At 55.2% G+C, this 22745-nt stretch carries 21 protein-coding genes and 1 tRNA gene; 10 read left to right on the forward strand and 12 right to left on the reverse strand.

What is annotated here, in order from left to right; translation table 11 throughout:
- The first annotated feature begins 61 nt into the window (after positions 1 to 61).
- The 6 genes from N2M06_RS09100 to N2M06_RS09125 all read left to right on the forward strand — a co-directional run bounded on the left by N2M06_RS09100 (position 62) and on the right by N2M06_RS09125 (position 3668).
- Positions 62 to 1339: a hypothetical protein gene (locus tag N2M06_RS09100; RefSeq protein ID WP_346350594.1), complete on the forward strand. Its 1278-nt coding sequence runs from the start codon at positions 62 to 64 to the stop codon at positions 1337 to 1339.
- A gap of 360 nt (positions 1340 to 1699) precedes the next feature.
- On the forward strand, positions 1700 to 2053 hold the full coding sequence (locus N2M06_RS09105) for a potassium channel family protein (protein ID WP_346350595.1): 354 nt from the start codon (positions 1700 to 1702) through the stop codon (positions 2051 to 2053).
- A 31-nt stretch (positions 2054 to 2084) separates the two neighbouring features.
- Positions 2085 to 2264, forward strand: coding sequence for a hypothetical protein (locus N2M06_RS09110; protein ID WP_019935489.1), 180 nt, complete (start codon positions 2085 to 2087; stop codon positions 2262 to 2264).
- Positions 2265 to 2335: 71 nt separating this feature from the next.
- Positions 2336 to 2884 (forward strand): NADPH-dependent FMN reductase, encoded by a 549-nt coding sequence (locus N2M06_RS09115; RefSeq protein ID WP_346350596.1) that lies wholly within the window; start codon positions 2336 to 2338, stop codon positions 2882 to 2884.
- Positions 2885 to 2901: 17 nt separating this feature from the next.
- Complete coding sequence (locus N2M06_RS09120) at positions 2902 to 3372, forward strand: HIT family protein (protein ID WP_346350597.1); 471 nt, start codon at positions 2902 to 2904, stop codon at positions 3370 to 3372.
- Between the two features lie 68 nt (positions 3373 to 3440).
- Positions 3441 to 3668 (forward strand): hypothetical protein, encoded by a 228-nt coding sequence (locus tag N2M06_RS09125; RefSeq protein WP_346350598.1) that lies wholly within the window; start codon positions 3441 to 3443, stop codon positions 3666 to 3668.
- Between the two features lie 14 nt (positions 3669 to 3682).
- Here the strand turns inward: N2M06_RS09125 and N2M06_RS09130 are convergent, their stop codons facing one another.
- From N2M06_RS09130 to hinT, 7 genes are all read right to left on the reverse strand, one after another.
- Positions 3683 to 4177 (reverse strand): TIGR00645 family protein, encoded by a 495-nt coding sequence (locus N2M06_RS09130; protein WP_019935483.1) that lies wholly within the window; start codon positions 4175 to 4177, stop codon positions 3683 to 3685.
- An 8-nt stretch (positions 4178 to 4185) separates the two neighbouring features.
- Positions 4186 to 4803, reverse strand: a complete 618-nt coding sequence (gene cobO / locus N2M06_RS09135) for a cob(I)yrinic acid a,c-diamide adenosyltransferase (protein ID WP_019935482.1) — start codon at positions 4801 to 4803, stop codon at positions 4186 to 4188.
- 12 nt (positions 4804 to 4815) lie between these two features.
- Positions 4816 to 6108, reverse strand: a complete 1293-nt coding sequence (locus tag N2M06_RS09140; protein ID WP_019935481.1) for an NAD(P)/FAD-dependent oxidoreductase — start codon at positions 6106 to 6108, stop codon at positions 4816 to 4818.
- Positions 6109 to 6251: 143 nt separating this feature from the next.
- The gene (gene nagZ / locus N2M06_RS09145) at positions 6252 to 7241 is read right to left on the reverse strand and encodes a beta-N-acetylhexosaminidase (protein ID WP_346350599.1); all 990 of its coding nucleotides are present in this window, start codon (positions 7239 to 7241) and stop codon (positions 6252 to 6254) included.
- 42 nt (positions 7242 to 7283) lie between these two features.
- The gene (locus N2M06_RS09150) at positions 7284 to 8093 is read right to left on the reverse strand and encodes a choline kinase family protein (RefSeq protein ID WP_346350600.1); all 810 of its coding nucleotides are present in this window, start codon (positions 8091 to 8093) and stop codon (positions 7284 to 7286) included.
- Complete coding sequence (locus N2M06_RS09155) at positions 8083 to 8685, reverse strand: hypothetical protein (RefSeq protein ID WP_019935478.1); 603 nt, start codon at positions 8683 to 8685, stop codon at positions 8083 to 8085. Before N2M06_RS09155 ends, N2M06_RS09150 begins: the two co-directional genes overlap by 11 nt.
- 9 nt (positions 8686 to 8694) lie before the next feature.
- Positions 8695 to 9045: a purine nucleoside phosphoramidase gene (hinT, locus tag N2M06_RS09160; RefSeq protein ID WP_346350601.1), complete on the reverse strand. Its 351-nt coding sequence runs from the start codon at positions 9043 to 9045 to the stop codon at positions 8695 to 8697.
- A 208-nt stretch (positions 9046 to 9253) separates the two neighbouring features.
- Between hinT and N2M06_RS09165 the strand changes: the two genes are divergently transcribed.
- Positions 9254 to 9330 (forward strand) — tRNA-Pro (locus N2M06_RS09165).
- 148 nt (positions 9331 to 9478) lie between these two features.
- On the forward strand, positions 9479 to 9871 hold the full coding sequence (locus N2M06_RS09170; protein ID WP_019935476.1) for a hypothetical protein: 393 nt from the start codon (positions 9479 to 9481) through the stop codon (positions 9869 to 9871).
- Here the strand turns inward: N2M06_RS09170 and N2M06_RS09175 are convergent.
- The 3 genes from N2M06_RS09175 to N2M06_RS09185 all read right to left on the reverse strand — a co-directional run bounded on the left by N2M06_RS09175 (position 9868) and on the right by N2M06_RS09185 (position 17292).
- Positions 9868 to 11700, reverse strand: coding sequence for a Wzy polymerase domain-containing protein (locus N2M06_RS09175; protein WP_346350602.1), 1833 nt, complete (start codon positions 11698 to 11700; stop codon positions 9868 to 9870). The two genes, N2M06_RS09170 and N2M06_RS09175, sit on opposite strands and share 4 nt — an antisense overlap.
- A 190-nt stretch (positions 11701 to 11890) precedes the next feature.
- Positions 11891 to 15580 (reverse strand): translocation/assembly module TamB domain-containing protein, encoded by a 3690-nt coding sequence (locus tag N2M06_RS09180; RefSeq protein WP_346350603.1) that lies wholly within the window; start codon positions 15578 to 15580, stop codon positions 11891 to 11893.
- Positions 15577 to 17292, reverse strand: a complete 1716-nt coding sequence (locus N2M06_RS09185) for an autotransporter assembly complex family protein (RefSeq protein ID WP_317074996.1) — start codon at positions 17290 to 17292, stop codon at positions 15577 to 15579. The genes N2M06_RS09180 and N2M06_RS09185 overlap by 4 nt, the downstream gene beginning before the upstream one ends.
- Before the next feature lie 103 nt (positions 17293 to 17395).
- Here N2M06_RS09185 and mobB point away from each other — a divergent pair, with 103 nt between their 5' ends.
- Positions 17396 to 17941: a molybdopterin-guanine dinucleotide biosynthesis protein B gene (gene mobB / locus N2M06_RS09190; protein ID WP_317074997.1), complete on the forward strand. Its 546-nt coding sequence runs from the start codon at positions 17396 to 17398 to the stop codon at positions 17939 to 17941.
- Here mobB and N2M06_RS09195 read toward each other — a convergent pair.
- Positions 17892 to 18443 (reverse strand): peptide-methionine (S)-S-oxide reductase, encoded by a 552-nt coding sequence (locus N2M06_RS09195; RefSeq protein ID WP_317074998.1) that lies wholly within the window; start codon positions 18441 to 18443, stop codon positions 17892 to 17894. The genes mobB and N2M06_RS09195 overlap by 50 nt on opposite strands.
- A 278-nt stretch (positions 18444 to 18721) precedes the next feature.
- Here N2M06_RS09195 and N2M06_RS09200 point away from each other — a divergent pair, with 278 nt between their 5' ends.
- Positions 18722 to 21712, forward strand: a complete 2991-nt coding sequence (locus N2M06_RS09200) for a transglycosylase domain-containing protein (protein WP_346352170.1) — start codon at positions 18722 to 18724, stop codon at positions 21710 to 21712.
- Here the strand turns inward: N2M06_RS09200 and N2M06_RS09205 are convergent, their stop codons facing one another.
- On the reverse strand, positions 21713 to 22714 hold the full coding sequence (locus N2M06_RS09205) for a metal-dependent hydrolase (RefSeq protein WP_346350604.1): 1002 nt from the start codon (positions 22712 to 22714) through the stop codon (positions 21713 to 21715).
- Positions 22715 to 22745: the final 31 nt, after the last annotated feature.

Genomic DNA, 22745 nt, shown 5'->3' on the forward strand with positions numbered 1-22745 from the left:
AAAATCAACACTCCCACATTCGGGAAATTAATTCACCTTCGATTAAAAAATGCAGGTTTAAATGAACCATAGGAAAATAAATAACGTTGGCTATAAAAAAATATATCCAATGTCATTGCACGAAGATACTACTTTTTGTCACTACTGTGGCAGGAAAGCCAGTGTAGTCCTCCAGTTAGAATGGGACCATGTACCCGCATTAAATGTAAAAATACCAATTGAGTACGATGAAGTAAAAAAGACTCTAGTTCGCTGCTGTAGTGAATGCAACAGCCTTGCATCAGATATACCTCATTTGGACTATCTAGAAAGACATTTTTGGCTAAAAGCTGCTTACTTACGAAGATACAAAAAGTTAATTGTTAACGATGGTAATCTCGCCAAAAAAAGTGAAGAAAATAATGATTACTTAAACGCAGTAATTGAAAATGAAAAAATAAAATATGAAAGTATTCTCAGTGCCATTGGCTTTGGTATAAAAAGCATAGATCAAATTAAATCTCCAATATTAGATGTGCGAACAAGATCAGGAAGAAAGGTAGAAAACATTCTAATTGAGTATCTGAGTGGAATACCAATAGAAGATGAAGATGATTACTCTATTAATATCGAAAAAACATCACCATCAGCAACAGAGAACTTGGATAGAAAACCATATAAACTTGAAGAGTTTATTGACTTTCTAGCAGGTGAAGCTGAGTCAGGAAATCTTCTGACTGATAATATCTCCTACCAACAATGGTATAAAAATCACCCAAACCGAGTGTATGCATTGGAATTACCTCAGGCACCTCACAAGCACATAGGTGTGTCTTGGGAGCGCTTTAACGGTCTAGTAAAGAAAAGACTATCAGATGAATTAAAAGATAACTCTTTAGAAGATCCTTCAAACATCATCGATGATATAAAAAATAATAACGAAAAAATTGGGTTGATAGAAAACGACCAACTTGCGGAGTATTTAGAGTTTCATGATTTATGCAATTATAAAAATTTTATTTATCACCTACATAAAAACATACCAAATGAGGCTAATTTATCAGAGGAAGGATATAGCGCTTGGTATATAGAAAACCCTTACCTGCGAACTAAACAAAAACTTCCAAGATACCCCACCAAGGTATACAACTGCACATGGGAAAATATTACTCACAACGTAACAAAGATCAGAAAAGAGTTGAAGTTAACTTCAAATGAAACTCAACACCATAGAGAAAAAGAAGTGTGTCACTCAGGAAAAGTAAATCTGAAATTTAAAAACAACAAAAAAAATGATAATTTTTTGAAAAAAGATCTAAGCTATATAAGATTTATAGAAAGAAATACCACATCAAAGTAATAACCAACAATATGACAGTCATTTACATCTGCCCCCGTCACGGGGAACAAGAGTACTCATTAGATGAAATGATAAAAGGAAAATCATGCTGCAATAAAAAATCTTAGAGAAGTTGCAATAGAAAAAATAAAAGAAACATCAACTAAGCATAAATTCAAGACACTTTTATTACCTCTTTCACTTAACCCCCTCAATTCAATAACACTTATTAAAGTTCCTTTACTAACCGTATTCCTGACTAGCTATTTTATAGTTATAAAAACAAGTTAAAAAATATCATTAACCTGATAATTACAGTGACACCCAAATAAAAACAGCCAGAAAACTTTAGATTCACCTTAAAACACAAAAAGGTTAAACTTGGAACTTTCCATCAGCTTTATCAAAATGCTTGCATTGAGCCTTTACTTCCTTGGCCCTGTTATTATTTTATTGTTTCTGATCATCACATTACTCGCGCTGATCACCAGCCGGCTGGATGGCTGGCGAAAATCCGAAGCCTTGTATTGGGCTTTTATTACTGCGTTAACCGTGGGCTATGGTGACATTCGTCCAAAACATGGCTCTTCCCGTTTTATTTCCATTGTTATTGCCATATTGGGAATCATGCTTGCCGGCATTGTGGTGGCAGTGACTGTAGAAGCTGCTTCAAATTCATTTAAACTGCATATTAATCCTGATACGCTCAAACGGGTCACTCAGGAACTTGGCTGACGTCATATCGTTTTTATAAAAGGAAAAAAGAATGGAAAACAACAAACAGGAAATTATTGTTACAGACATTAAAATGCCCTTTATGTCAATGGTAGTATTTATGGTTAAATTTGCCATTGCTTCCATTCCTGCATTTATTATTCTTTCCATCATATTTGCCATTCTGGGTGCTGTGTTTGGTGGCATCTTTCATGGCATGAATCGCTATTGATTCGTTACCCTGTTACTGTCTACGCTTATCACTGTGCATTCGATTTACTCATAAAATAGCAGGAGAAAACCATGAAACTATTAGGCATAAGCGGCAGTCTGCGGGCCGGTTCACTGAACACACAACTGTTGAAGGTAGCGGCCGGGGTAGCAGCAAAAGAAGGTGTTGAGCTCACGCTGTTCGATATTTCTGAAGTGCCGCTCTATAACGGTGATCTGGACGGTGACGTCAAGCCCGCAGCGGTGCAGGCGCTGCTGGATGCCATTGCACAGGCCGACGGCCTGGTGCTGGCTACACCGGAATATAACTACAGCATTTCCGGTGTGCTGAAAAACACCCTCGACTGGGCCTCGCGGCCGGCCTTCAATTCCGTGCTTACCCACAAGCCCTGCGCCGTGCTCAGTGCCTCCATGAGTGCCCTTGGCGGTGCCCGGGCGCAAATGCACCTGCGCAGTGTGCTGGCCGCCACTCTGTCGCCGGTTTATCTGGAGCCCGATTATCTGCTGGCCTCTGCCCACACCGCCTTTGATGACAACGGCGAACTGAAAAGTGCCGATCATCAACAGCGGCTTGAGCAGTTTATGCAAGGCTACCTGAGCTGGCTTAAAAATAAGCAATAACCAAGGAAACGTGATTAATGAGCTGTATTTTCTGCGATATTATTGCCGGCAAGGCACCCTGCCATAAAGTATGGGAAGACGACGAACATCTGGCGTTCTTATCTATTTTTCCCAATACCAAAGGCTTTACCGTGGTGATCCCCAAGGCCCATCACCCCAGCTATGCCTTTGATGCCCCTGATGAGGTGCTGAGCAAGCTGATTATCGCCACCAAAAAAGTGGCCAGGCTGCTGGATCAATCCTTTGATGATGTGGCCCGTACCGGCCTGTTTTTTGAAGGTTATGGCGTGGATCATCTGCACAGCAAGCTGTTTCCCATGCATGGCACCGGCAGCAGTTCGGCGTTTCAGGCCATAGAGTCGGTGCGGGAAAAGTACTTTGAGCAATATGAAGGGTATTTGTCTTCCCACGACAGCCACAGGGCCAACGACGACGAACTCGCGGCTCTGGCCACGCATATTCGCAGTGTGGCAAAAACCATCGGCTGATCTGCATCAAGCTCATACCGGCTGCTGTGTACTAGGCTGTAAGGTAACAGCCAGATGCAGGAGCCGGTATGACCGACAAACGATTAATCAGAGTGCTGAAAACTGCCATGATCATTGGTGTTTGCCTGATCCTGACAGGCATATATCTGCATAACAGTCATTACATGGAGCAGCTTGGTATCACCGGTATTCTGATCAGCGCCGGCTGTGTAGCCTTTGGCATGATCCTGTCTCTGCCCACCAAAATGTACCTCACCTTTGTGCTGATGAAGCGGGAAAATGGCCGCTCATCCTGAGCGGCAGATGATATTTACTTGTCTTTGCGGGTTAATTTATCGAGATATCCCATGGCAAAAGCAGACAGCACAAACGTAATATGAATAAGCAGATACCACTGTATTTTATCGTTGGCAATATTTTCGGTATTCATAAACACCTTCAGCAGATGAATAGATGAAATAGCTACGATAGAAGCTGCGACTTTATTCTTGAGCGATCCTGCGTCCAGCTTTCCCAGCCAGCCCAGCTTGTCGTCGTCTTCATCCACATCAAGCTGTGACACGAAGTTTTCGTAGCCCGAAAACATCACCATGATGATTAATCCACCCACCAGGGTTATATCGATCAGCGACAAGGTCACCAGCACCAGGTCCACTTCTTTCATTTCCAGCACATTGGGCAGAATATGAAATATTTCCTGGAAAAATTTAATACCCAGAGCCAGTAACACCAGGCTCAGCCCCAGATAAATGGGGGCCATAATCCACCGGGAGGCATACATTAACTTTTCAAATAGTTTTTCCATGTTTACTCTCAGTAATCAAATCCTGCCTGTGCTTTTACGCCGGCTTCAAAGGCGTGCTTGACCGACTGCACCTCGCTGACCGTATCGGCCAGTTCAATAATGGCTCTGTGGCAGCCCCTGCCGGTGATCACCACATGCTGATGCGCAGGCCGGTTTTTTAACGCTGTCAGCACCCGGTCCAGATCAAGGTAGTGATAAGCCACCATATAGGTCAGCTCGTCCAGCAGCACCAGATCAATACCTGGGTCGGCCAGCATTTTTTCTGCCGGCTCCCAGGTTTGCTCACAGGCGGCTATATCCTGTTCCCGGTTCTGGGTTTCCCAGGTAAAGCCGGTGTTCATGACCACAAAGGGCACACCCGCCTGTTGCAGCAGATTGCGCTCACCGCAGTCCCAGCCACCTTTAATAAACTGTACCACGGCGGCTTTTTTGCCATGTCCCACGGCCCGCGCCACTGTGCCAAAGCCGGCAGTGCTCTTGCCCTTGCCGTTGCCGGTGATCACCATCAGCACACCCCGCTCGTCGGTGGCCGCGGCCACTTTGGCATCCACTGCTTCCTTTACCTTTTGCTGCCGTTGCTGGTGGCGCTCGGCTTTTACTTGTTCGCGATGTTGCTCATTACTCATTAATCGGTTTCCTTAGTGCAGCTTCAGCCGTGGCCGCAAAAAACGGTTAATACGGCCCACCAGCATCATCAGGCCGGTGCGGGTGTAACCGTGCAAGGCAACCTGGTGCATACGATAAAGCGACACATACACAGTGCGGGCAATGCGGCCTTCCACCATCATGGAGCCGCGCATCAGGTTGCCCATCAGGGAGCCTACCGTGCTGTAACGGCTCAGGTTAACCAGAGAGCCGTGATCTTTATACACATAAGGCTTGAGCGGCTTGCCGTTCAGGCTGGCGATAATGTTGTCATAGGCCAGGCTGGCCATCTGATGGGCAGACTGAGCCCGGGGCGGCACCGGCTTGCCGTCGGCCTGCAGGCAAAAAGCGCAGTCACCAATCACGAAAATGCTGTCATCCCGGGTGGTTTGCAGCGTGTCTTTTACCGCCAGCTGATTGATGCGGTTGGTTTCCAGCCCGGCAATGTCTTTCATAAAGTCCGGCGCTTTAATGCCCGCGGCCCACACCATCAAATCGGCCGGGATCAGCTCGTCGGTTTTGGTTTTCAGCCCCTTGTTGGTGGCTTCCACCACCATGGTGCCCACTCTTACGTCCACCCCCAGCTCGCGCAGCTCTTTATGTGCCATGGCAGAGATACGCTCGGGCAGTGCCGGCAGAATGCGCGGGCCCGCTTCCACCAGGGTCAGCCGCAGGCAGTTGCGGTTCAGTTTTTTAAAGCCGTAGGCACTCAGGTGCTCCACCGCATTAAACAGCTCGGCAGACAGCTCCACCCCGGTGGCACCGCCGCCTACAATGGCAATATCCACTTTTTCATCCACGGTGTCGCTTTCGGCATATTGCAGAAAGCGGTTCATCAGCTCATCGTGAAAACGCTCTGCCTGCTGGGGGCTGTCGAGGAAAATACAGTGCTCGCTCACCCCTTTGGTGCCAAAGTCATTGGACACGGATCCCAGCGCCATCACCAGCGTGTCGTAATTCAGGGTGCGTTCCCCCACTACCTGCTTGCCGTGATCGTCATACAACGGAGCCAGCTTGATCAGCTTTGCGTCACGGTCAATATCGGTCAGTGTGCCCAGATGAAAACTGAAACCATGGTTATGAGCCTGAGAGCGATAGCTGAGGCCGTCCATACCGGTGTCCATGGCACCGGTGGCCACTTCGTGCAACAGGGGTTTCCATAAATGGGTACGGTTGCGGTCTACCAAAATCACTTCTGCCTTGCCCTTACGGCCAAGCTGGCGGCCCAGTTTGGTCACCAGCTCCAGCCCGCCGGCACCGCCGCCCACTACTATGATGCGTTTCATTCGTTAACCTCGTGAAGATAAAAACCTGCTGCTATGCCAGAGCCATAGCGGAAGATTCTTACAGATGACGCCCCGGCCGAGGCGTGCACCATTGTAAAAGCTGTCGCTGAATCCACAACTTTATTTTTACATAAAAATAACTATTACTGAATGCGCTCCAGCCGGTCGGTGGCCTCGCGCCAGCGCCGGCTGGAATAGAGGTGAGCCGGGCCGGCATTGTCTTTCTTGCGCAATGAAGACAGATCCCGCTGCAGGTGATGCGGCAGGCTGTCAATAATGCTGATTGCTCCCGCCCGGTTGTTGCAGGCCAGCAGCAGATCGCAGCCCGCCGCCAGCGCCTGGGCGGCGCGCTCGGCATAGCCGCCGGCCACGGCAGCCCCTTCCATGGTGAGGTCGTCACTGAAAATGAGTCCGTTAAAACCAAGCTGACGGCGCAGTACCTGTTTCAGCCAGAACCCGGAAAAACCGGCAGGCTTGTCATTCACCTGTGCATAAATCACATGGGCCGGCATCACGCCCTGAATGGCACCTTGTGCAATCAGGGTTTTGAACGGCACCATGTCGGCCTGTTCTATGTCGGCAAGCGCGCGCTCGTCTACCGGACTTTCTTTGTGGGAGTCGGCACGCACACTGCCATGGCCGGGAAAGTGCTTGGCCACCGCCGCCATACCGGCTTCTTTCATGCCGGCAATATAAGCCGCGGCATGTTCAATCACCGGTTGCGGATCCCGGCCAAAACTGCGATCCCCAATCACTTCGCTGCCCCGCTCCAGATCCAGCACGGGCGCAAAGCTGAGATCAATATCATGAGCCAGCAGCTCGGCGGCCATCACCCAGCCCGCATCCTGCAACACCTGCTGCCGCTGAGGTTCAGCCACCTGCACCAGTCTGCCCGGAGCCGGCAGCTTAAAAAAGCCGTCGCGAAAACGCTGCACCCGGCCGCCTTCATGATCCACGGTGAGCAGCAGACCGGGCTTTACCGCCCGAATGGCCTTGACCAGGGCGCTGAGCTGGTTGCGATCATGATAATTTCTGGCGAAAAATATCACCCCGCCCACACTGGGGTGGGCCAGCAGCTCACGCTCTTCGGCATCCAGCTCGCAGCCGTTTACATCAAGAAGAAAAGGTCCCATGTTTGCTCCGGGGCCGCCCTGCGGCCGTATTGAAATAACTTATTACAGAAAAAACATTAACTTGTTGCGGGCAGTCTGCACCCGGGCGGCATACTCCGCTTCGCCGGTATGCTGATGCTGCACCAGCGCCCACAGCAGGGTCAGCAAATGCACCCAGGGCAGCCGTGCCTGCAGCCTGCTCAGGCTCATGTTGCCGCCGGCAGCCTGATAGTGGGCCAGCATGACAGCGCACTCGTCATTATTCAGGTTTCTGTCGTCGGCAATCACTGCCAGCTCAAAGGCCGGATCTGCCAGCGCCGCATATTCCCAGTCCAGCAGCCAGGGCCGCTGCCCCATCAAATTGCCGGCGGTTAAATCACAATGACACAGCACAGGCGTAAAACGCGGGTTCAGTGCCGGACGACAAAAAGCACTCAGCACCGGCGTCAGCCAGTGTGGTATGTGTGTCAGTTGTTTTGTATAAAACCGCACCCGTTCGGATAATTCCAGGGCTGGCAGCGCCGGCGGAGCAAGACCATGCAGCCTTGCTGCTTGCCGCATCAGCACGCCGGTCGATCCGGGCTCAGTACGCCAGTCCGGCTCATTCAGCCAGTCCAGGATCAATATGCCCGCCTCAGGGTAGGCAAACCGAATGATCGGGGCCAGGCCGGCATTTGCCGCAATACGGTGGGCAGTCAGCTCATGGTGGCGGTTAATGCCCAGTCGCGCTGGCTGTTCACACCCCAGTCGCAACCAGAACTGTCCTTGCCCTGTGGCCAGATGAAAGCAGCGGTTGGTCAGTCCGCCTGTTAACGGAGTCAGCCTGCCGCGCCACCTGGCCGGCAGGCAAGGCAGCAGCGTCTCAGCGTCCACTGACGCTGTCGGACCACAGCACTTCGCCGCTGGCAAGCTCCATCAGCTGGGCCTGCAGTTTAAAGCCGCTGCCGGCCCGGTTCAGACTGCCGGAAAGCAGATAGCCGGCTCCGCTCTGCTTGCCAAGACGCACCAGCGAGGCAATATCGGCGCGGCCGCTCTGATAAGCCAGCTGCTGACGCAAACTGTTTACTTCAGGGCCGGTAATAAAGTTAAGGGAGCCGCTCAGCTGCCCCTGCAGACGCTCGGTCAGGCCGCGGGTATCGACCGGGCTGCCGGCCTCATTACGAATATCGTCAAGCAAAACGGGGCCGGTGACTTCGTTAATGGCCGCACTGGCGCGCAGCCGGGCCGCCAGGTTATCTGCCAGCTGTTGCAGGGTGGCATTATTGGCTTCCGGCATGGGGGCCGGCGGCGGCGCTGGCAAGTCAATCACCGGCGGGGCCGGCGGCGGCGTCACCACCGGCGGGCGCACCGGCTCGGGCGTGGCCGGGGTGACCGGTGCCGGCTGGGACGAATAGGGGTTGGGCAACGAACAGGCAGTAAGCGCCAGCACGGCAGAGGCCAGCGTCGCAATACGAAAAGCAGTCATGTCAGCTCCTTATTGTGCCAGCATGGGCCCTAACGGGCGACCACCCAGCAGATGCATGTGAATATGATACACCTCCTGGCCACCATGGCGGTTACAATTTACCAGCAGACGATAACCGTTTTCGGCGATACCGGCATCAGCCGCCAGCTTGCGGGCCACGGTAAACAACCGGCCCAGTGCCTGCTCATGCTCGGCTGTCACGTCATTTACCGTCGGGATCACCGCATTGGGAATAATCAGAATATGGGTGGGTGCTTTGGGAGAGATATCGCGAAAGGCCGTGACCAGCTCATCCTGATACAGAATGTCGGCGGGAATTTCCTTGCGAATGATCTTGCTGAAAATGGTCTCTTCTGCCATTGCCTGTCTCCTTCAGTGGGTGGCCTGCCGGCCAATGCGGCAGAGCGAATATTATAGCCTGTCATACTCACAAGTGAATGACTAAGCCATTGATACTGAACGCCACAAACGTACAAATTAGCAGCAGTTAATCTGTTGATGCACGAATTCGTATTGACAGCACCGGGCGGCTTTCCTATTATGCGCTCCGTCATCACGAATGACGTCTCGGCGTGTAGCGCAGCCTGGTAGCGCACTGTCATGGGGTGTCAGGGGTCGGAGGTTCAAATCCTCTCACGCCGACCAAATCATCCTCAAAAAGCCCACCTTACGGTGGGCTTTTTGCATTGGTGAGTTTTATTCGCCAGCCTTTGTCCGGTGCCAGCAGCAACGGGATTCAGATCACCGTATTGTTATATACACTCTTGTGGTTACTTCCATTCAAGGAGTCGTTATGACAACACTCAGAAAAAAAACCATGGTACTGGCGCTGGCCGGCATACTCACTACCCAGCTGGCTGCCTGCGGCACCATTTTTTATCCGGAGCGCAAGGGCCAGCGCAGCGGCCGCATAGATCCTGTGGTGGCCATTGCTGATGGCGTGGGTCTGCTGTTCTTTCTGGTGCCGGGCGTGATTGCCTTTGCGGTGGACTTCTCCAACGGCACCATTTATCTGCCCGGCGGCCGTGCCGAGCATCAGCCCGAGTTGACTCCCGACAACATCAACGACACCCTCTATGCCGCCACCGGCAAAACCATCGACTGGTCGCAACAGAATATTACCGTCAGCCAGCTGGAAGGTGCACACGACTTTACCGGCTATAACATGACCCCGGCACAGGGCTAATAAGCGCCCCCGATGGCAGGGCGTAAATTGTCATACAAAGGCACAAAGTCATTCAGCCGGGCCCGGCTCATCCCCGTATTCAGCTGCTGCAGGTGGGTCAGGGCCCGGTTAATGCTGCTTTCTCGCAGCAGCACCACATTGGGATATAACCGTCTTGCTTCTGCCAGCACCAGCCCGGCCCGCTCCGGCTCTCCCGCCTGCATCAGTGCCAGATAGGCATTATAATAAATGCCCGCCCTCGGCGTGTGCTGTAAAAAACGCCTGGCCCAGATGGCGTAATCCAGCAGCGCCTGCCGGTCAAAGGCCAGCATGGCTTGTTCAAGCCTCGCCTGATGCCGGTAAAACGCCGTTCTGTCATGCCAGATAAGCGGATTAATCACTCGCTCAAGCGCCGCCGGATCACGCTCCTTGGCATGAGCGTAGGCAGTGATTTGCTGGCTGGCGACAAGCCCGGTGGCCATAAACAACATCACCCCCAGCCCCCAAGCCCGCACCGGCCAGCGGCTCCAGGGAGGCGGTGCCGGCAGCATAACCCGTTTGCCGTGCCCGGCATCAATCACATATAACAACACCAGAATCATTAACCAGTGTGGCAGCGAGTGATAAACCGGAAACTCGGTCTGGCTGTGCACAAACACCGGCATCAGCATACCCACCCAGGCCAGCGCCTGCACAAAGGGCACCTGAGCCAGCAACCTTATCACCAGCCAAATCATGATAATCAGCCCCAGCACGGGTGCCAGTCCGCCTTCAATGGCCCAGAGCAAAAACTCATTGTGCGGGTGTCCCATTTCCGTAAACAGCGGCTGGGCACCCGGCGTGGCTTCCCGCCAGTCGGCATAGGTGCGGTAGAACGCCGACTCAAAACTGCCATAGCCATAACCGTCAAGGGGTTGTGCCAGCCACATGCGCAGGCCATGGGCATAAATATCAAAGCGGCCGTCTATCTGAGTGTAAATATTCAGGCTGCGTTTGCTCATATCGAACATATCCAGCCCGAATACACCAAGCGCAATGCCCAGCGGAATCAGCAACAGACTGGCCAGTAACCGCTTGGAGCGGGTGCGCAACAAACTTTGCCACAGCAACGGTAACAACAGTAACAACCCCAGCAAGAGGCCAAGCTGACCGGCCCGGGACTGCAGCAGCACTATCAGCATGGCCCCGGCGGCCAGCACAGCAGCAAACCAGCAGGATTTAAATAAAAACCGACGCCAGGGCGACTTGGCTTCGTTCAGCCACAAATACACCGCCAGTACCATACCGGTCGCCACAAAGCTGGCCATGACATTGCGATGCTGAAAAATACCGTAAGGCGAGCGTACATCAGTGTTGTAGTTAAAAATATTACCGGGCTCCAGCACAAAAAACTGCACCAGCCCAAGCAGCATTTCCACACTGATGGCCAGCAGCAACCCATAGAGCAGCCAGCGCCGGCCGCGCTCATTAAAACGGCATTGCTGCAACGCCAGATAAAACAGCAAGCCGCCGGTCAGCCCCAGCATGCGCGGCAGTGCCTGGCCTGCTACCGAGTTGTTATGCCAGTAAAAGAACGGCAGCCACAGCAACAGGCTGGCTGCCATGACTCCCAGCCAGAAACGGCTGGTGAGCAAACGCCGCTGGTGCCAGTGCCACAGCCCCAGAGTGGTCATCAGCCCGACAAAGAACCAGCCGGCAATATTAAAGGGCAGCTGCAGTCCGGTGCCAAACAGGTGGGGCAAATACAGGTGCATGCCAAACAGAGTCAGCACGCCCATGCACATCAGCATCAGGCGCGCCAGTTGCTCTTGTTTTTGCAATTGCACAGACATCATCAACGGAAAAGACACTCACAGCCGGTTGGCAATTTCAGATGCTCTACTTTAACCAAGACAATGCCAAAAAGCATGAGTACTGCATCAGCGCACCGGCAAAAACCGGCGCTGTGTTTTAACCCCCTTCACAGCCTCCCCCTTGAAAAGGGGGAGAAGCAAACAAAGCTCCCTCCCCTTTTTAAGGGGAGGGTCAGGGTGGGGTTGGTCAGAACTCGAACTTGTAAAACACATCAATCGCCTGACTCAGGCCGCTGGTGGCCTGCAGATACAACCGGGGGATCAGCTCATAACGCAGGCGCAGCTCACCAATGGAAGAAAACACTCCCACGCCATAACCAATTTGCAGGCCGGGCAGCACATAGGCACTGATATTCACCTCTGTGCTTTCACCGGAGCCGCTGGTGTCTACCGCCACATCCTGAAAGCCCAGAGCCTCACCCACGCCTGTTACCAGGCCGCCTACCTTACCCACACCGGCACCCAGCAGCATGGACTGCACCAGGGCGTTACCGTCACTGCCGTCGCCGCCTTCCAGACCTCGGCCACGCAACAGCCAGGACAGCTGCTCGGCCTGAGGCATGCCTGGCTCCGAAAACACCTTCAGCTCGGGCTGAGCGGCATTACCGGTTACCCGCACGCCCACCACTATGCTGCTGTCTGACATGCTGGACGGATTACGAATGGCTTCCACTTTCAGGTTGGGCTGATCCAGTGGTCCGCTGAACAGAATACTGCCGTCACGGATCACCAGATTCTGGCCATAAGCCTTGAACTTGCCCTCTTCCAGACGGATCTCACCGTTACCACGCATAATCCGGCCCGGCGGCTGTACCACCCTGAGCTGACCGGCCAGTAACGTATTCAGACCAAACGCCTGCAACCGCACATTGTCGCCAAAGCGCACCTTCAGCCGAATATCCAGCGGCAATGAGGGGCCGGTTTCAGGAATCACGCCCGACGGCTGCACTATGACCACGTCGGACGATTTGGATACGGCGCTTTCCGGCAACTCTTTTACCTGAATACGTGCCCAGGGAATAAAGATTTCGCCGCGCACCCTGGCCTGCTCCCCCAGAGAAATCTGTAAATCCGGGCTGACTCTTACCCGCCCCATGCCCGGATAGCCAGCTTCCAGCTCATTGCCTTTCAGCCGTATTTCGCCGTTAACCGGCATGGTGCTCCAGTCCAGCTCCCCCTCAATGGTGAGCGGCCCTTTACCCACCAGCAGGCGGCCGTCTATGGCGGCGCGGTTGCCCTGCACCGACAGCCGGGTGGTCAAATCGCGTACCACCACCATATCGGAATAGGTATCCACCTCACCACCGTTAAGCGCAATATCGCCATACATCATGGGGTTGCTCAGTGTACCGGCCAGCCGCACATCCCCTTCCAGTGCGCCTTCGAGCCTGGCCACCTCTGGCAGCAAGGGTGCCAGCCAGTTCAGCCTGAGGTCGGTAATGCGCAGATTTCCCTCCAGATTGCGGGCACCGTCCAGGCGGTTTACATTGGCATTCAGCCTAAGCTGGCCCAGTGGCTCTGAGTTAAAGCTAAGGCTGCTGATAAGCCGGTTATTCACCACTTCACTCTGTAACCGCAGCTGCTCATAGCCAAGGCGGGTATCTCCGCTGACAAACACACCCGCATTAGTGCCGATATCGGCATTGACCCGCGGTGCCTCGCCGGCTTTCCAGCTGGCATTCACCCGACCTTCTAGCACCGCTTCCCAGGCAAATCCTTCCGGAAAGAACGCCGCCAGCCGGGCCAGATCAAAGTCGCGAATGCTTAATCCGGCCCTGCCAGCCTGCGCACTGGCGTTAATTTCATCAAAACACACGGCCGCATCAAGGGAGCGCCAGCAATGAGCAGCCGCAGTAAAACGGCCGTCATTATTACGCCAGGCCAGCGCCACCGGCACTGCCGCAGACCAGTCATCCAGCGGCGTGTTCAGTCCGGCCTGCTGCAGCTGGCCGCGCCAGCCGGCGTCGTTCAGGCTGCCACTCAGCGCCACATCCACCGCCAGCGGCTCACCGTCAGCAGTTACGCTAAGCCGGTGCGAGGCCTTATTACCGCCGGCATTCACCGCCAGATTGTTAAATGCCATGCCGCCGGCATTCAGCTCATTAACGGTCAGGGCCAGTTCACCGGCGGGATCATCACCCAGGGTTACATTGGCCTGCAAAGCAAGCTGGCTGACTTTGGCGTCGTTAAAGCCCGCCTGTTGACTGGTAAAGCCGGCCTTGATGCTGGGCGTTTTACGCGGCCCGCTCACGGCAAAGTCGCCTTTCAGATCACCAAACAGCCCGGGTGCATAAACAGCCAGTCTGGGCGCGTTCAGATTACCTTTCAGGTTCCAGTTGCTGTCGATGCGGCCGCTGGCTGTCAGGCGGTTATTGCCGTTGGTGAGGGCCAGATTATCAATCTCGCCTTCCAGATCTTGATTAAGATCCACGGCACCGGTAAGCGACAGCGGATGGTTGCGCAAAATGCCGGTCACATTCGGGCTGGCATTCAGCTGCCACTGGCTGCCTTCCAGCACAAAACGACTGGCAATGGTCCCGTTCAGCTGCCCTTCAAAGCCCTCGGCAAAAGCCGACGGATCCACTCCGTTCAGCACCAGATCACCCTGCCAGCGTACGCCTTTACTCCAGTCCAGCTCGCCGGAGAGACGGGTATTGCCCTCAGGCAAGGTCACAGTAAAGGGGTCAATGCGCGCCTGTTGTAAATTCCCGCCGGCTTCAAGGCTGAGCCCCAGCGGCAACACTCCCGGGCCGCTGGCCGTGGTGTTAACGCTGAGCCGATAATCTTCCAGCGCGCCGGCAAGCTCCAGCCGGCCGTCATCCAGCTTCCATTCCGGCCCGGACAGGGGCCAGCCCAATTGTTGCCAGCTGAGCAGCACATTGAGCGGCAACTCGGGCTTAAGAGGTTCGGCCTTTACACTGGCACTGGCCGTTACCGGCCCTTCCAACCTCAGTTCAGCGACCAGGCTGGCCAGACTGTCGCTCAGGTCGAGAGACACCTTCTGGCCGTTAAGCTGGCCATCAAGCAGCGGCTCGTGCACGCTGGCATTCAGCGCTGCTGTCAGCGGGTAGTCTCCGCTCAGGATTACATCGGCAGTCAGGCTGACATCAGCAAACGCATGGGCCAGCTCAAGCTGCGCCAGCCGCACCACACTGCCCTCGCCTTGCAGTGCCACCGCCAGCCGGCGAAACGCCTGGGTCTGGCCGTTTTGCACGATGGCGCTGTCGGTTAATTCCAGCTGTTCAATATTCACCGGGAACGGCAACACAATTTCCGGCAGTTCAATCTCCTGACGAGGCGCAGCCGGTGATGTGGCTGTGTCCGTGTTATCAGGCGCTGTCATTTCAATGCGCAGGCCGCTCATTTGCGGGCCTGTGATCACCATGCCGTCGTTATTCCAGTGGGCCGCCACTTTCAGGCTTTGCCAGCCAATTTGCTGACCGGGTAAGGTAATGCTGACCCTGTCGGCAACCACCTCATCCAAATCGATGGTCAGCGGCGGGCTCAGGCTGGTCATGGGCTCACTCTCGGGCGCGGGCTCACTTTCCGCCAAATCCCGGATTTCCACTGCTATATCAGCCGCTGCCAGCCGCCGCACCCAGAAACGACCGTCCAGCACCTTGCCCAGCTGCCAGTCCAGACGGATCTCACTGGCCCGAAAAGCCAGTGAGTCCTGCTCATAGGCCAGCTCGGAAAAATGCCAGCCGCTCATCAACTGGCCAGACTCCATGGTGCCCTGCAATCCGGGCACCTGCTTTTTGGCCAGACTCCACAGCCATTGGTTACCCGCATGCGTCAATAATAACCCGGCCAGCAGCATCAGCAGCACGCACAGTGTAATAAACAGCCCGAGCAGCAGCTTTTTCAGTCGCATCATAATTCCGGTCCAAGAGTAAAGTGCAGACGCCAGGGCGTGTCTTCTTCAGTCACGGCAAACGCCAGATCCAGCCGCACCGGCCCTACCGGCGTCAGCCAGCGCACGCCCAGGCCGGTGCCGATTTTCCAGTCGTCACGGTAATCGTTGGTGGCGGTACCGCCATCCACAAAGGTGGCCAGCCGCCACTTGGGGGCAAACCGGTAGTCATATTCCAGGCTGAGTGCAGTGGCGTACTTGGCCCCCAGCCGGTCACCGTTGGCATCGACAGGAGTAATAGACTGATAGCTGTAGCCGCGCACCGTGGTATCACCACCGGTAAAAAAGCGCAGCGAAGGCGGCAGATCCTGCACCTCATCCACCCACACAGCTCCCTGCTCGGCCCGCGCCAGCACGCGATGATCTTCTGTCAGGGTTCTCAGCCATTTGCTGCGTCCCCAAACTCGCACAAAACGGGTATCCGACCCCCACCAGGGCTCGGAAAGCTCAAAAGTCACGCTTTGGCTGTCACCCCAATAAGGGTCCAGATCGCCACGAACCCGCGTGCGGCTGTAGCTGATGCCGGGGATCAGCAAAAAGCTGGAGTCTTCCTGCTTGCCCTGGGTATAAGACTCATACTCGGCACGCAGAAACACGTCCCGGGTCCAGTCATTTTCATCAATGTTCCAGCGGTGCACACCGGCCACCAGACGATCACTTTCGGTGTCATCCTGATCCAGACGCTGATAGCCGCCCTGAATGGTGTAATACTCTTCCAGCGGATGGCCACGGGGGATCTTATAAACCAGGGTCACGTCTTGTGAGGGGGCTGATATTTTCAGGTTGGTACTCAGACTGTGGCCCAGACTGTTGATCCAGGGCTTTTCCCAGTTAACCGAGGCTCTGGGGCCTTCATCGGTAGAATAACCAAGGCCCAGCTCCACTTCGTTATCGGCACGGGCTTTCAGCAACACAGACAAAGGCACTCTGTTTTCGTCGTCGGCCTCCGACACCCGGGGCAGCACTTCTACCTGCTTGAAGTAACGGGTAGAAGACAAGGAGCGGCTCAGCTCTGCCAGTTGTGTCGCGTGATAGGGATCACCGGGATGAATGTTCACCAGCGGCTTCACCAGCCGATCAGCGGGCCTGTCAGAGTCTATTTGCAGCTCGCCAAAGTAATAACGGGGGCCGGAATTAAAATCAAGGATCACATCGGCCGCCTTGTCCCAGGGCCTCACCCGCACCTGACTCAGCTGATAAGCCGCATCAAAATACCCCCGGCGTAATGCCAGGCTCAGCAGGCTGCCTTTGGCCTGCTCATAGCGATTATGGTGCAGCACATCGCCTTCTTTAATGGCAAAGTTCTGCTGCAGCCTGGCAAATGCCGGATCCTGCTGAGCGTCTCCGTTCAGCGTCACGGTCAGCGTGCTGATGCGCACCGGCTCGCCGGCATTCACCTGCACGGTTACCCTGTCAGGATTGTCAGGGCTCTGCTGCAGCGCGATCTCCGGGTTGTAATAGCCCAGGGCCTGCAGACTGTCGGTCACGGCGGTGATAATTTCATTACGAAAACGGGACAGCTGTTCAACCTTGATGGCTGGCAGCTGATTCAGATAAATCTGCGTGTTGTCTTTCAGCTCACCGTCCAGGCCGCGCAAACGCAGATCAATGTCGTCGGCTCTGGCCGGCATACTGAGCAGCATCAGCGCGGTCAGTCCGGTAAATAATGCGTTCATGGCGCCACCCGCTTTATTATTCATTAATGATTGATCCTGTGCATCGGCGTAGTGCTCTGAGCATGGCACACTGTGCGCTGACTCAATTTCTTCGGAGTATAAAATGTCTTTCGCTTCAACAAGCTGCCCCATGCTGGGCATTGCCGGGTTCAGCGGCAGCGGAAAAACCACGCTGCTGAAAGCAGTGCTGCCATTGTTAACAGAGCAGGGGCTCAACCTGGCTCTGATCAAACACACCCATCACGATGTAGAGCAGGATAGCCCGGGTAAAGACAGCTATGAACTGCGCCACGCCGGTGCCGCTCAGACCTTGCTGGCCGGCCCCAGGCGCAGCATTCTCACACAGGAATATCCGGCCGGTAACGAGCCGTCGTTGCAGCAGTCACTGGCTCTGCTGCACAAGCCCGGGCTGGATTTAATCCTGGTTGAAGGCTTTCGGGATGAGCCCTTTACCAAGCTGGAAATCCATCGCCCTGCTCATGGCAAACCCCTGCTGTGCCGGCATGATCCACATATTCTTGCCGTGGCTACCGACAGCAGTGCCGTCAGCGCACCCGTGCCCCTGCTTGCGCTTAATCAGCCCCGCCACATTGCCGATGTCATTCTTCAGTGGCTGGCGGAAGATCGCTTAACAAGGGTTGCATGCTAATTTTGGTGCCGTTCGAGTAGCCACACACCTGACGATAGGCGAAATACAGCAAGGAGTGCTGCTGCGCAAAGGCATGATGCCGGGGCTCTGCCGGCTCAAACCGGCCCACCGGTAAAATGCGTACTGCCAGTGGCTGATTTTGCTCCAGCAACAATCGGGCCCTGCTTTGTCTCGCCCACTTTAACTGTAATGAGCCCTGTACAAAGATGGCCGGGCTGTATTCCTGACCACGATCACAAAACTGTCCCTTCGCGTCCCGGCTGTCTACCGCCTGCCAGTACAGATTGAGCAAGTCACCATAGGTCAGCTTGCTTTGATCATAGGTCACCCGCACCACCTGCCGCCGGGGCTGACGAATATCACCCTGCATCCAGCCGGGTTCAACACCGGCAATGCCGGGCCGGCCACTGAACAGGGCTTCCATGACCCAAAAGCTGCCGCCGGCAAACACGGCTGTGCCTGCCTGTGCACCGGCAGCAGGCACCAGCAGCATGATCAACATTAAAATCCGGTTCACGCAGTCCCTTTCCGCTGCCTCAAAGCCCCTATGCTAACCGATTGAAACCATTTGAAAACCCCGCATTGTGTGGTAGTAATGAACAAACCTTGGTAGTGCAGCTAAACTGTATAAATAAGAACCCCTGAAAGGGGGCGCAGAGGCAGATTATGGATGTGATACCGCACACCAAACCCGCTCAGGACCAGCCGAAGGATCAGCCGTCCGCGGGCAGCTCCGCTACCCAACGCCGCTGGCGCTGGCTGATCAGGTTATTGATATTCATGCTGCTGGCAGCGCTGGCGGCGGCGGTTGCTTACGAACTGCACACGTCACGGCTGCAAAGCCGCGAGCTGTCCCGCTATGCCGCCACCCTCACCTGGCAGCTGGCACCGGGACCAAGCTCCGCCGTTACCTTTCCTGATGCCGGCCCCTTTAATGAGCGCCTGGGATACACTCAGCTGCCTGGGCTGATTAACCGCCTGCAGCAGCAACATTTTGTAGTAGAACAGCAAACCCGTTTTTCCAACGCTCTGCTCAACTACAGCAAGCGTGGCTTTTATGTGCCCTATACCGAAAAAACCCATGCCGGACTGACCCTGGGTGACTGCCGGGCAGAGCCGATTTATGAGCACGCCTATCCTGCCTATCAGTTCGCGAACTTTGATGAGATAGCGCCACAGATTATTAATACCCTGCTGTTTATTGAAAACCGTGCCCTGCTCGACAACAGCCAGCCGCTGGCTAACCCGGCGGTTGACTGGCCGCGCTTTATGAAAGCGGCCCTGTCGCAGGTAGGCAGAGCCATGGAGCTGCAGGACGATTCATCCGGCGGCAGTACCCTGGCTACCCAAATTGAAAAATACCGGCATTCACCGGGCGGGCTGACTCACTCGGCTCAGGAAAAACTGCGCCAGATGGTCTCGGCCAGTGTGCGCGCCTATCAGATGGGGCCGGAAACCCTGGCCGCCCGCAAACAAGTGGCACTGGCTTATCTGAACTCAGTGCCACTGGCCGCGGCACCGGGCCATGGTGAAGTGCATGGTTTGGGTGACGGCCTGTGGATCTGGTTCAATACCAGTCCTGAGCAGGTTAACAGGCTGCTGAACCCGGCCACCGGTGCCGGCTTTACTCTGGCAGAGCGCGGGCTTGCCCTGCGTCGGGTAGTGGCTCTGATGGTAGCGCACCGCCGGCCGTCTTATTATTTGTTTGCCGGCCGTAACGAGCTGGAAGCCACGACCGACAGTTATTTACGACTGCAGGCAGACGCCGGGCTGATTGCACCGGCGCTGCGCGATGCCGCCCTTGAGCAACGGCTGCAGTTTCGTAATTTCACCACAGAGCCGGTGCAACACAGAGTGGAAGGCAATAAACTGCTGTATGCCTCCCGGGGGCGGCTGGCCGGATTGCTGGGGCTTGGCTATTACCAGCTGGACCGGCTTGATCTGAGCGCGCAAACCACCCTCAATGCCGAGCTGCAGCAAAAGGTCAGTCACTATTTAACCTCGCTGGCCAACCCGGACACAGCCCGGGAAATTGGCCTTTATGGCAAACGGCTGCTGTCTCCGGAAAAAACCGGTGACGTGCGTTACAGCTTTACCCTGTTTGAACGCACCGAGCACAGCTTTAATGTGCGCGTGCAAACCGACAACACCGGCCAGCCCTTTGATATTAACGACAGCAGCAAACTGGAGCTGGGCTCCACCGCCAAGCTCAGGGTGCTGACCACCTATCTGCAAATGGTGGCAGACATGCACCGGCTGCACGGCAACAAAACCCTGCCGGCCCTGAAAGAGCTGGCACCGCATAAAAACGACCGGCTCAGCCACTGGGCCATTGACTATTTAATGCGCCATCCTGAGCGCAACCTTGAACATATGCTGGCCGACGCGCTTGAGCGGCGCTTTTCTGCCAGCCCCCACGAGCGCTTTTTTACCGGTGGCGGCCTGCATACCTTTGCCAACTTCCGCAAAGAAGATAATTACCGCCGCCCCACACTGACCGAAGCCCTGCGGGAGTCCATTAACCTGCCCTTTATTCGGTTAATGCGCGAGCTGATACGTCACTCCCTGTATCAGGATCCACAGCGGGCGCAACTGCTGACCGACGACAAAGATCCGCAACGGCTTATCTATTTACGCCAGTTTGCCGACAAGGAAGGCACGGTATTTTTGCGCCGGTTCTGGAATAAATATCAGGGCAAACCCACCGAACAACAACTGGCGGCATTTTTTGACAGTGTACGCCCTCTGCGCAGCCGCATGGCCGCGGCACACCGCTATTTGTTGCCGGAAGCCAGCCTGGCGCAATTCAGCACCTTTATGCGAGAGCGCCTGCCTTATGATCACAAGCTCACCAGCAGCCATATTGAAAAACTCTATGATCAGCACGGTCCCGGTGCCTGGAGCCTGCCTGATCAGGGATATATTGCCCGCAAACATCCGCTGGAGCTGTGGCTGCTGAGCTATTTGCGCCAGCACCCGGACGCCACCTTTACCGATGTGGTCAATGCCAGTGCCGAACAACGCCAGGAAGTGTATGGCTGGCTGTTTAAAACCCGCCACCGCAGCGCCCGTGACAGCCGCATGCGTACCATGCTGGAAATTGAAGTATTTACTGATATTCACGAGCGCTGGCAGCAGATGGGCTTTCCGTTTGATCAGCTGGTGCCTTCGCTGGCCACCGCCATTGGCAGCTCCGGCGACCGGCCCGCCGCCCTGGCAGAGCTGATTGGCATTATTCTCAACGACGGGGTGCGCCTGCCGGTAGTACGCATTAACTCACTGCACTTTGCCAGTAACACTCCCTATGAAGTGCATCTGGGCCCGGATATGCAGCGCGCCACACGAGTCATGCCGGTGGCAGTGGCCCGGGCGCTGCGCGGAGCACTTTCTCAGGTGGTGGAAGGCGGCACGGCACGCCGGCTGCAGGGCAGCTTCAGCCTGAATGACGGCACACCGCTGGTGCTGGGCGGCAAAACCGGCACCGGCGATAACCGCATAGAAACCGTTACCCGCTATGGTCAGGTGATAAAATCTCAGGCCCGCAACCGCACCGCCACCTTTGTGTTTTATCTGGGCGAGCGCCACTTTGGTACCCTCACCGCCTATGTGCCCGGCGAGCAGGCCGATAATTTCCGCTTTACCTCGGCCCTGCCGGTGCAGGTGCTGAAAGGCATGGAGCCGATATTACGTCCCTATCTGCAGCCCGGTGCCCAGACCCTGTGCCACCAGCAGTTTGCCGCCAGCGAAAGCACACCACGCAACGACGGCTGACTACCGGCTTACCGCGCTAAACGACGGCATAATGGGCTGCCCCAGGGTGCGCCGCCACAACCAGGCAAACTGTGTGCGGCTGTGGCCCTCACTGAACTGGCGAGGCTGACTCAGGGTCTGCCAGCGGCCGCTGCTATCTTGCTCGGCCACCGTAAAATTAAACACATATCCCGGCTCCTGCCCCATACGCAGATCGGTGATCACCAGCTCATTGTGCCGCTCACTCAGGCGGAAAAACCCCTTGGTAAACCAGATCATGCGCGCCACATAAGGCTGATGCTGCCACTCGCCCAGCAAGGCGGCATCGGTGGGCTGAAACACAAAAGGCGTGGGCTCGTCATCCAGCAAAGACACATGCCCCTCCCAATACCCGTTTTCTGTCATGGCCAGCACCCGCCACAGCACCGTATTCAGCGGAGCAGGCGTGACCAGCAGACGCTCGGCGCGAATGTCTTGTTCCGCCAGCAGCGCCCCGGCCCTGTGCTCTGCCATGCCCTGAGCCACCAGACTCCAGCCCAGATACACAGTGCTGAGCAGCAAACCAAGCTGATTGGCCCGCAAACGGCGGCGGCGCAGGGCAAACCACAACCCCACCAGCAGCGGCAGGGTATACAGAGGATCAATAATAAACACACTGCCGGCCCCGAAAGGATAATCGGTAAACGGCTGCCCCAGCTGAGTGCCATATACGGTCATAAAATCAATCAGCACATGGGTCATGAATATCAGCCAGATGGCCAGAGTCCAGGGCAGCCAGCCCCCACGCCGGCCCAGCAGCCAGCCAAACAAGGGGGCGCACAGAGTCAGGTATAACAAGGCATGGCTGGCGCCTCTGTGCTTGGTCATATTGCTGATGGGATCACCATAATCAATGATCACATCCAGATCGGGCAGGGTACCGAAAAAAGCCCCCGCCAGCGCTGCCTTGCCCACGCCCGAGCGACGCCCCATTGCCGCCACACCCACAGCGGCACCCAGTGCCATTTGAGAAACTGAGTCCATAATGCCTCACGCTAAAAAGTCAGCTTTCACT

This window comes from Oceanimonas sp. AH20CE76 (genome assembly GCF_039654065.1).
Classification (GTDB): Bacteria; Pseudomonadota; Gammaproteobacteria; order Enterobacterales; family Aeromonadaceae; genus Oceanimonas; species Oceanimonas smirnovii.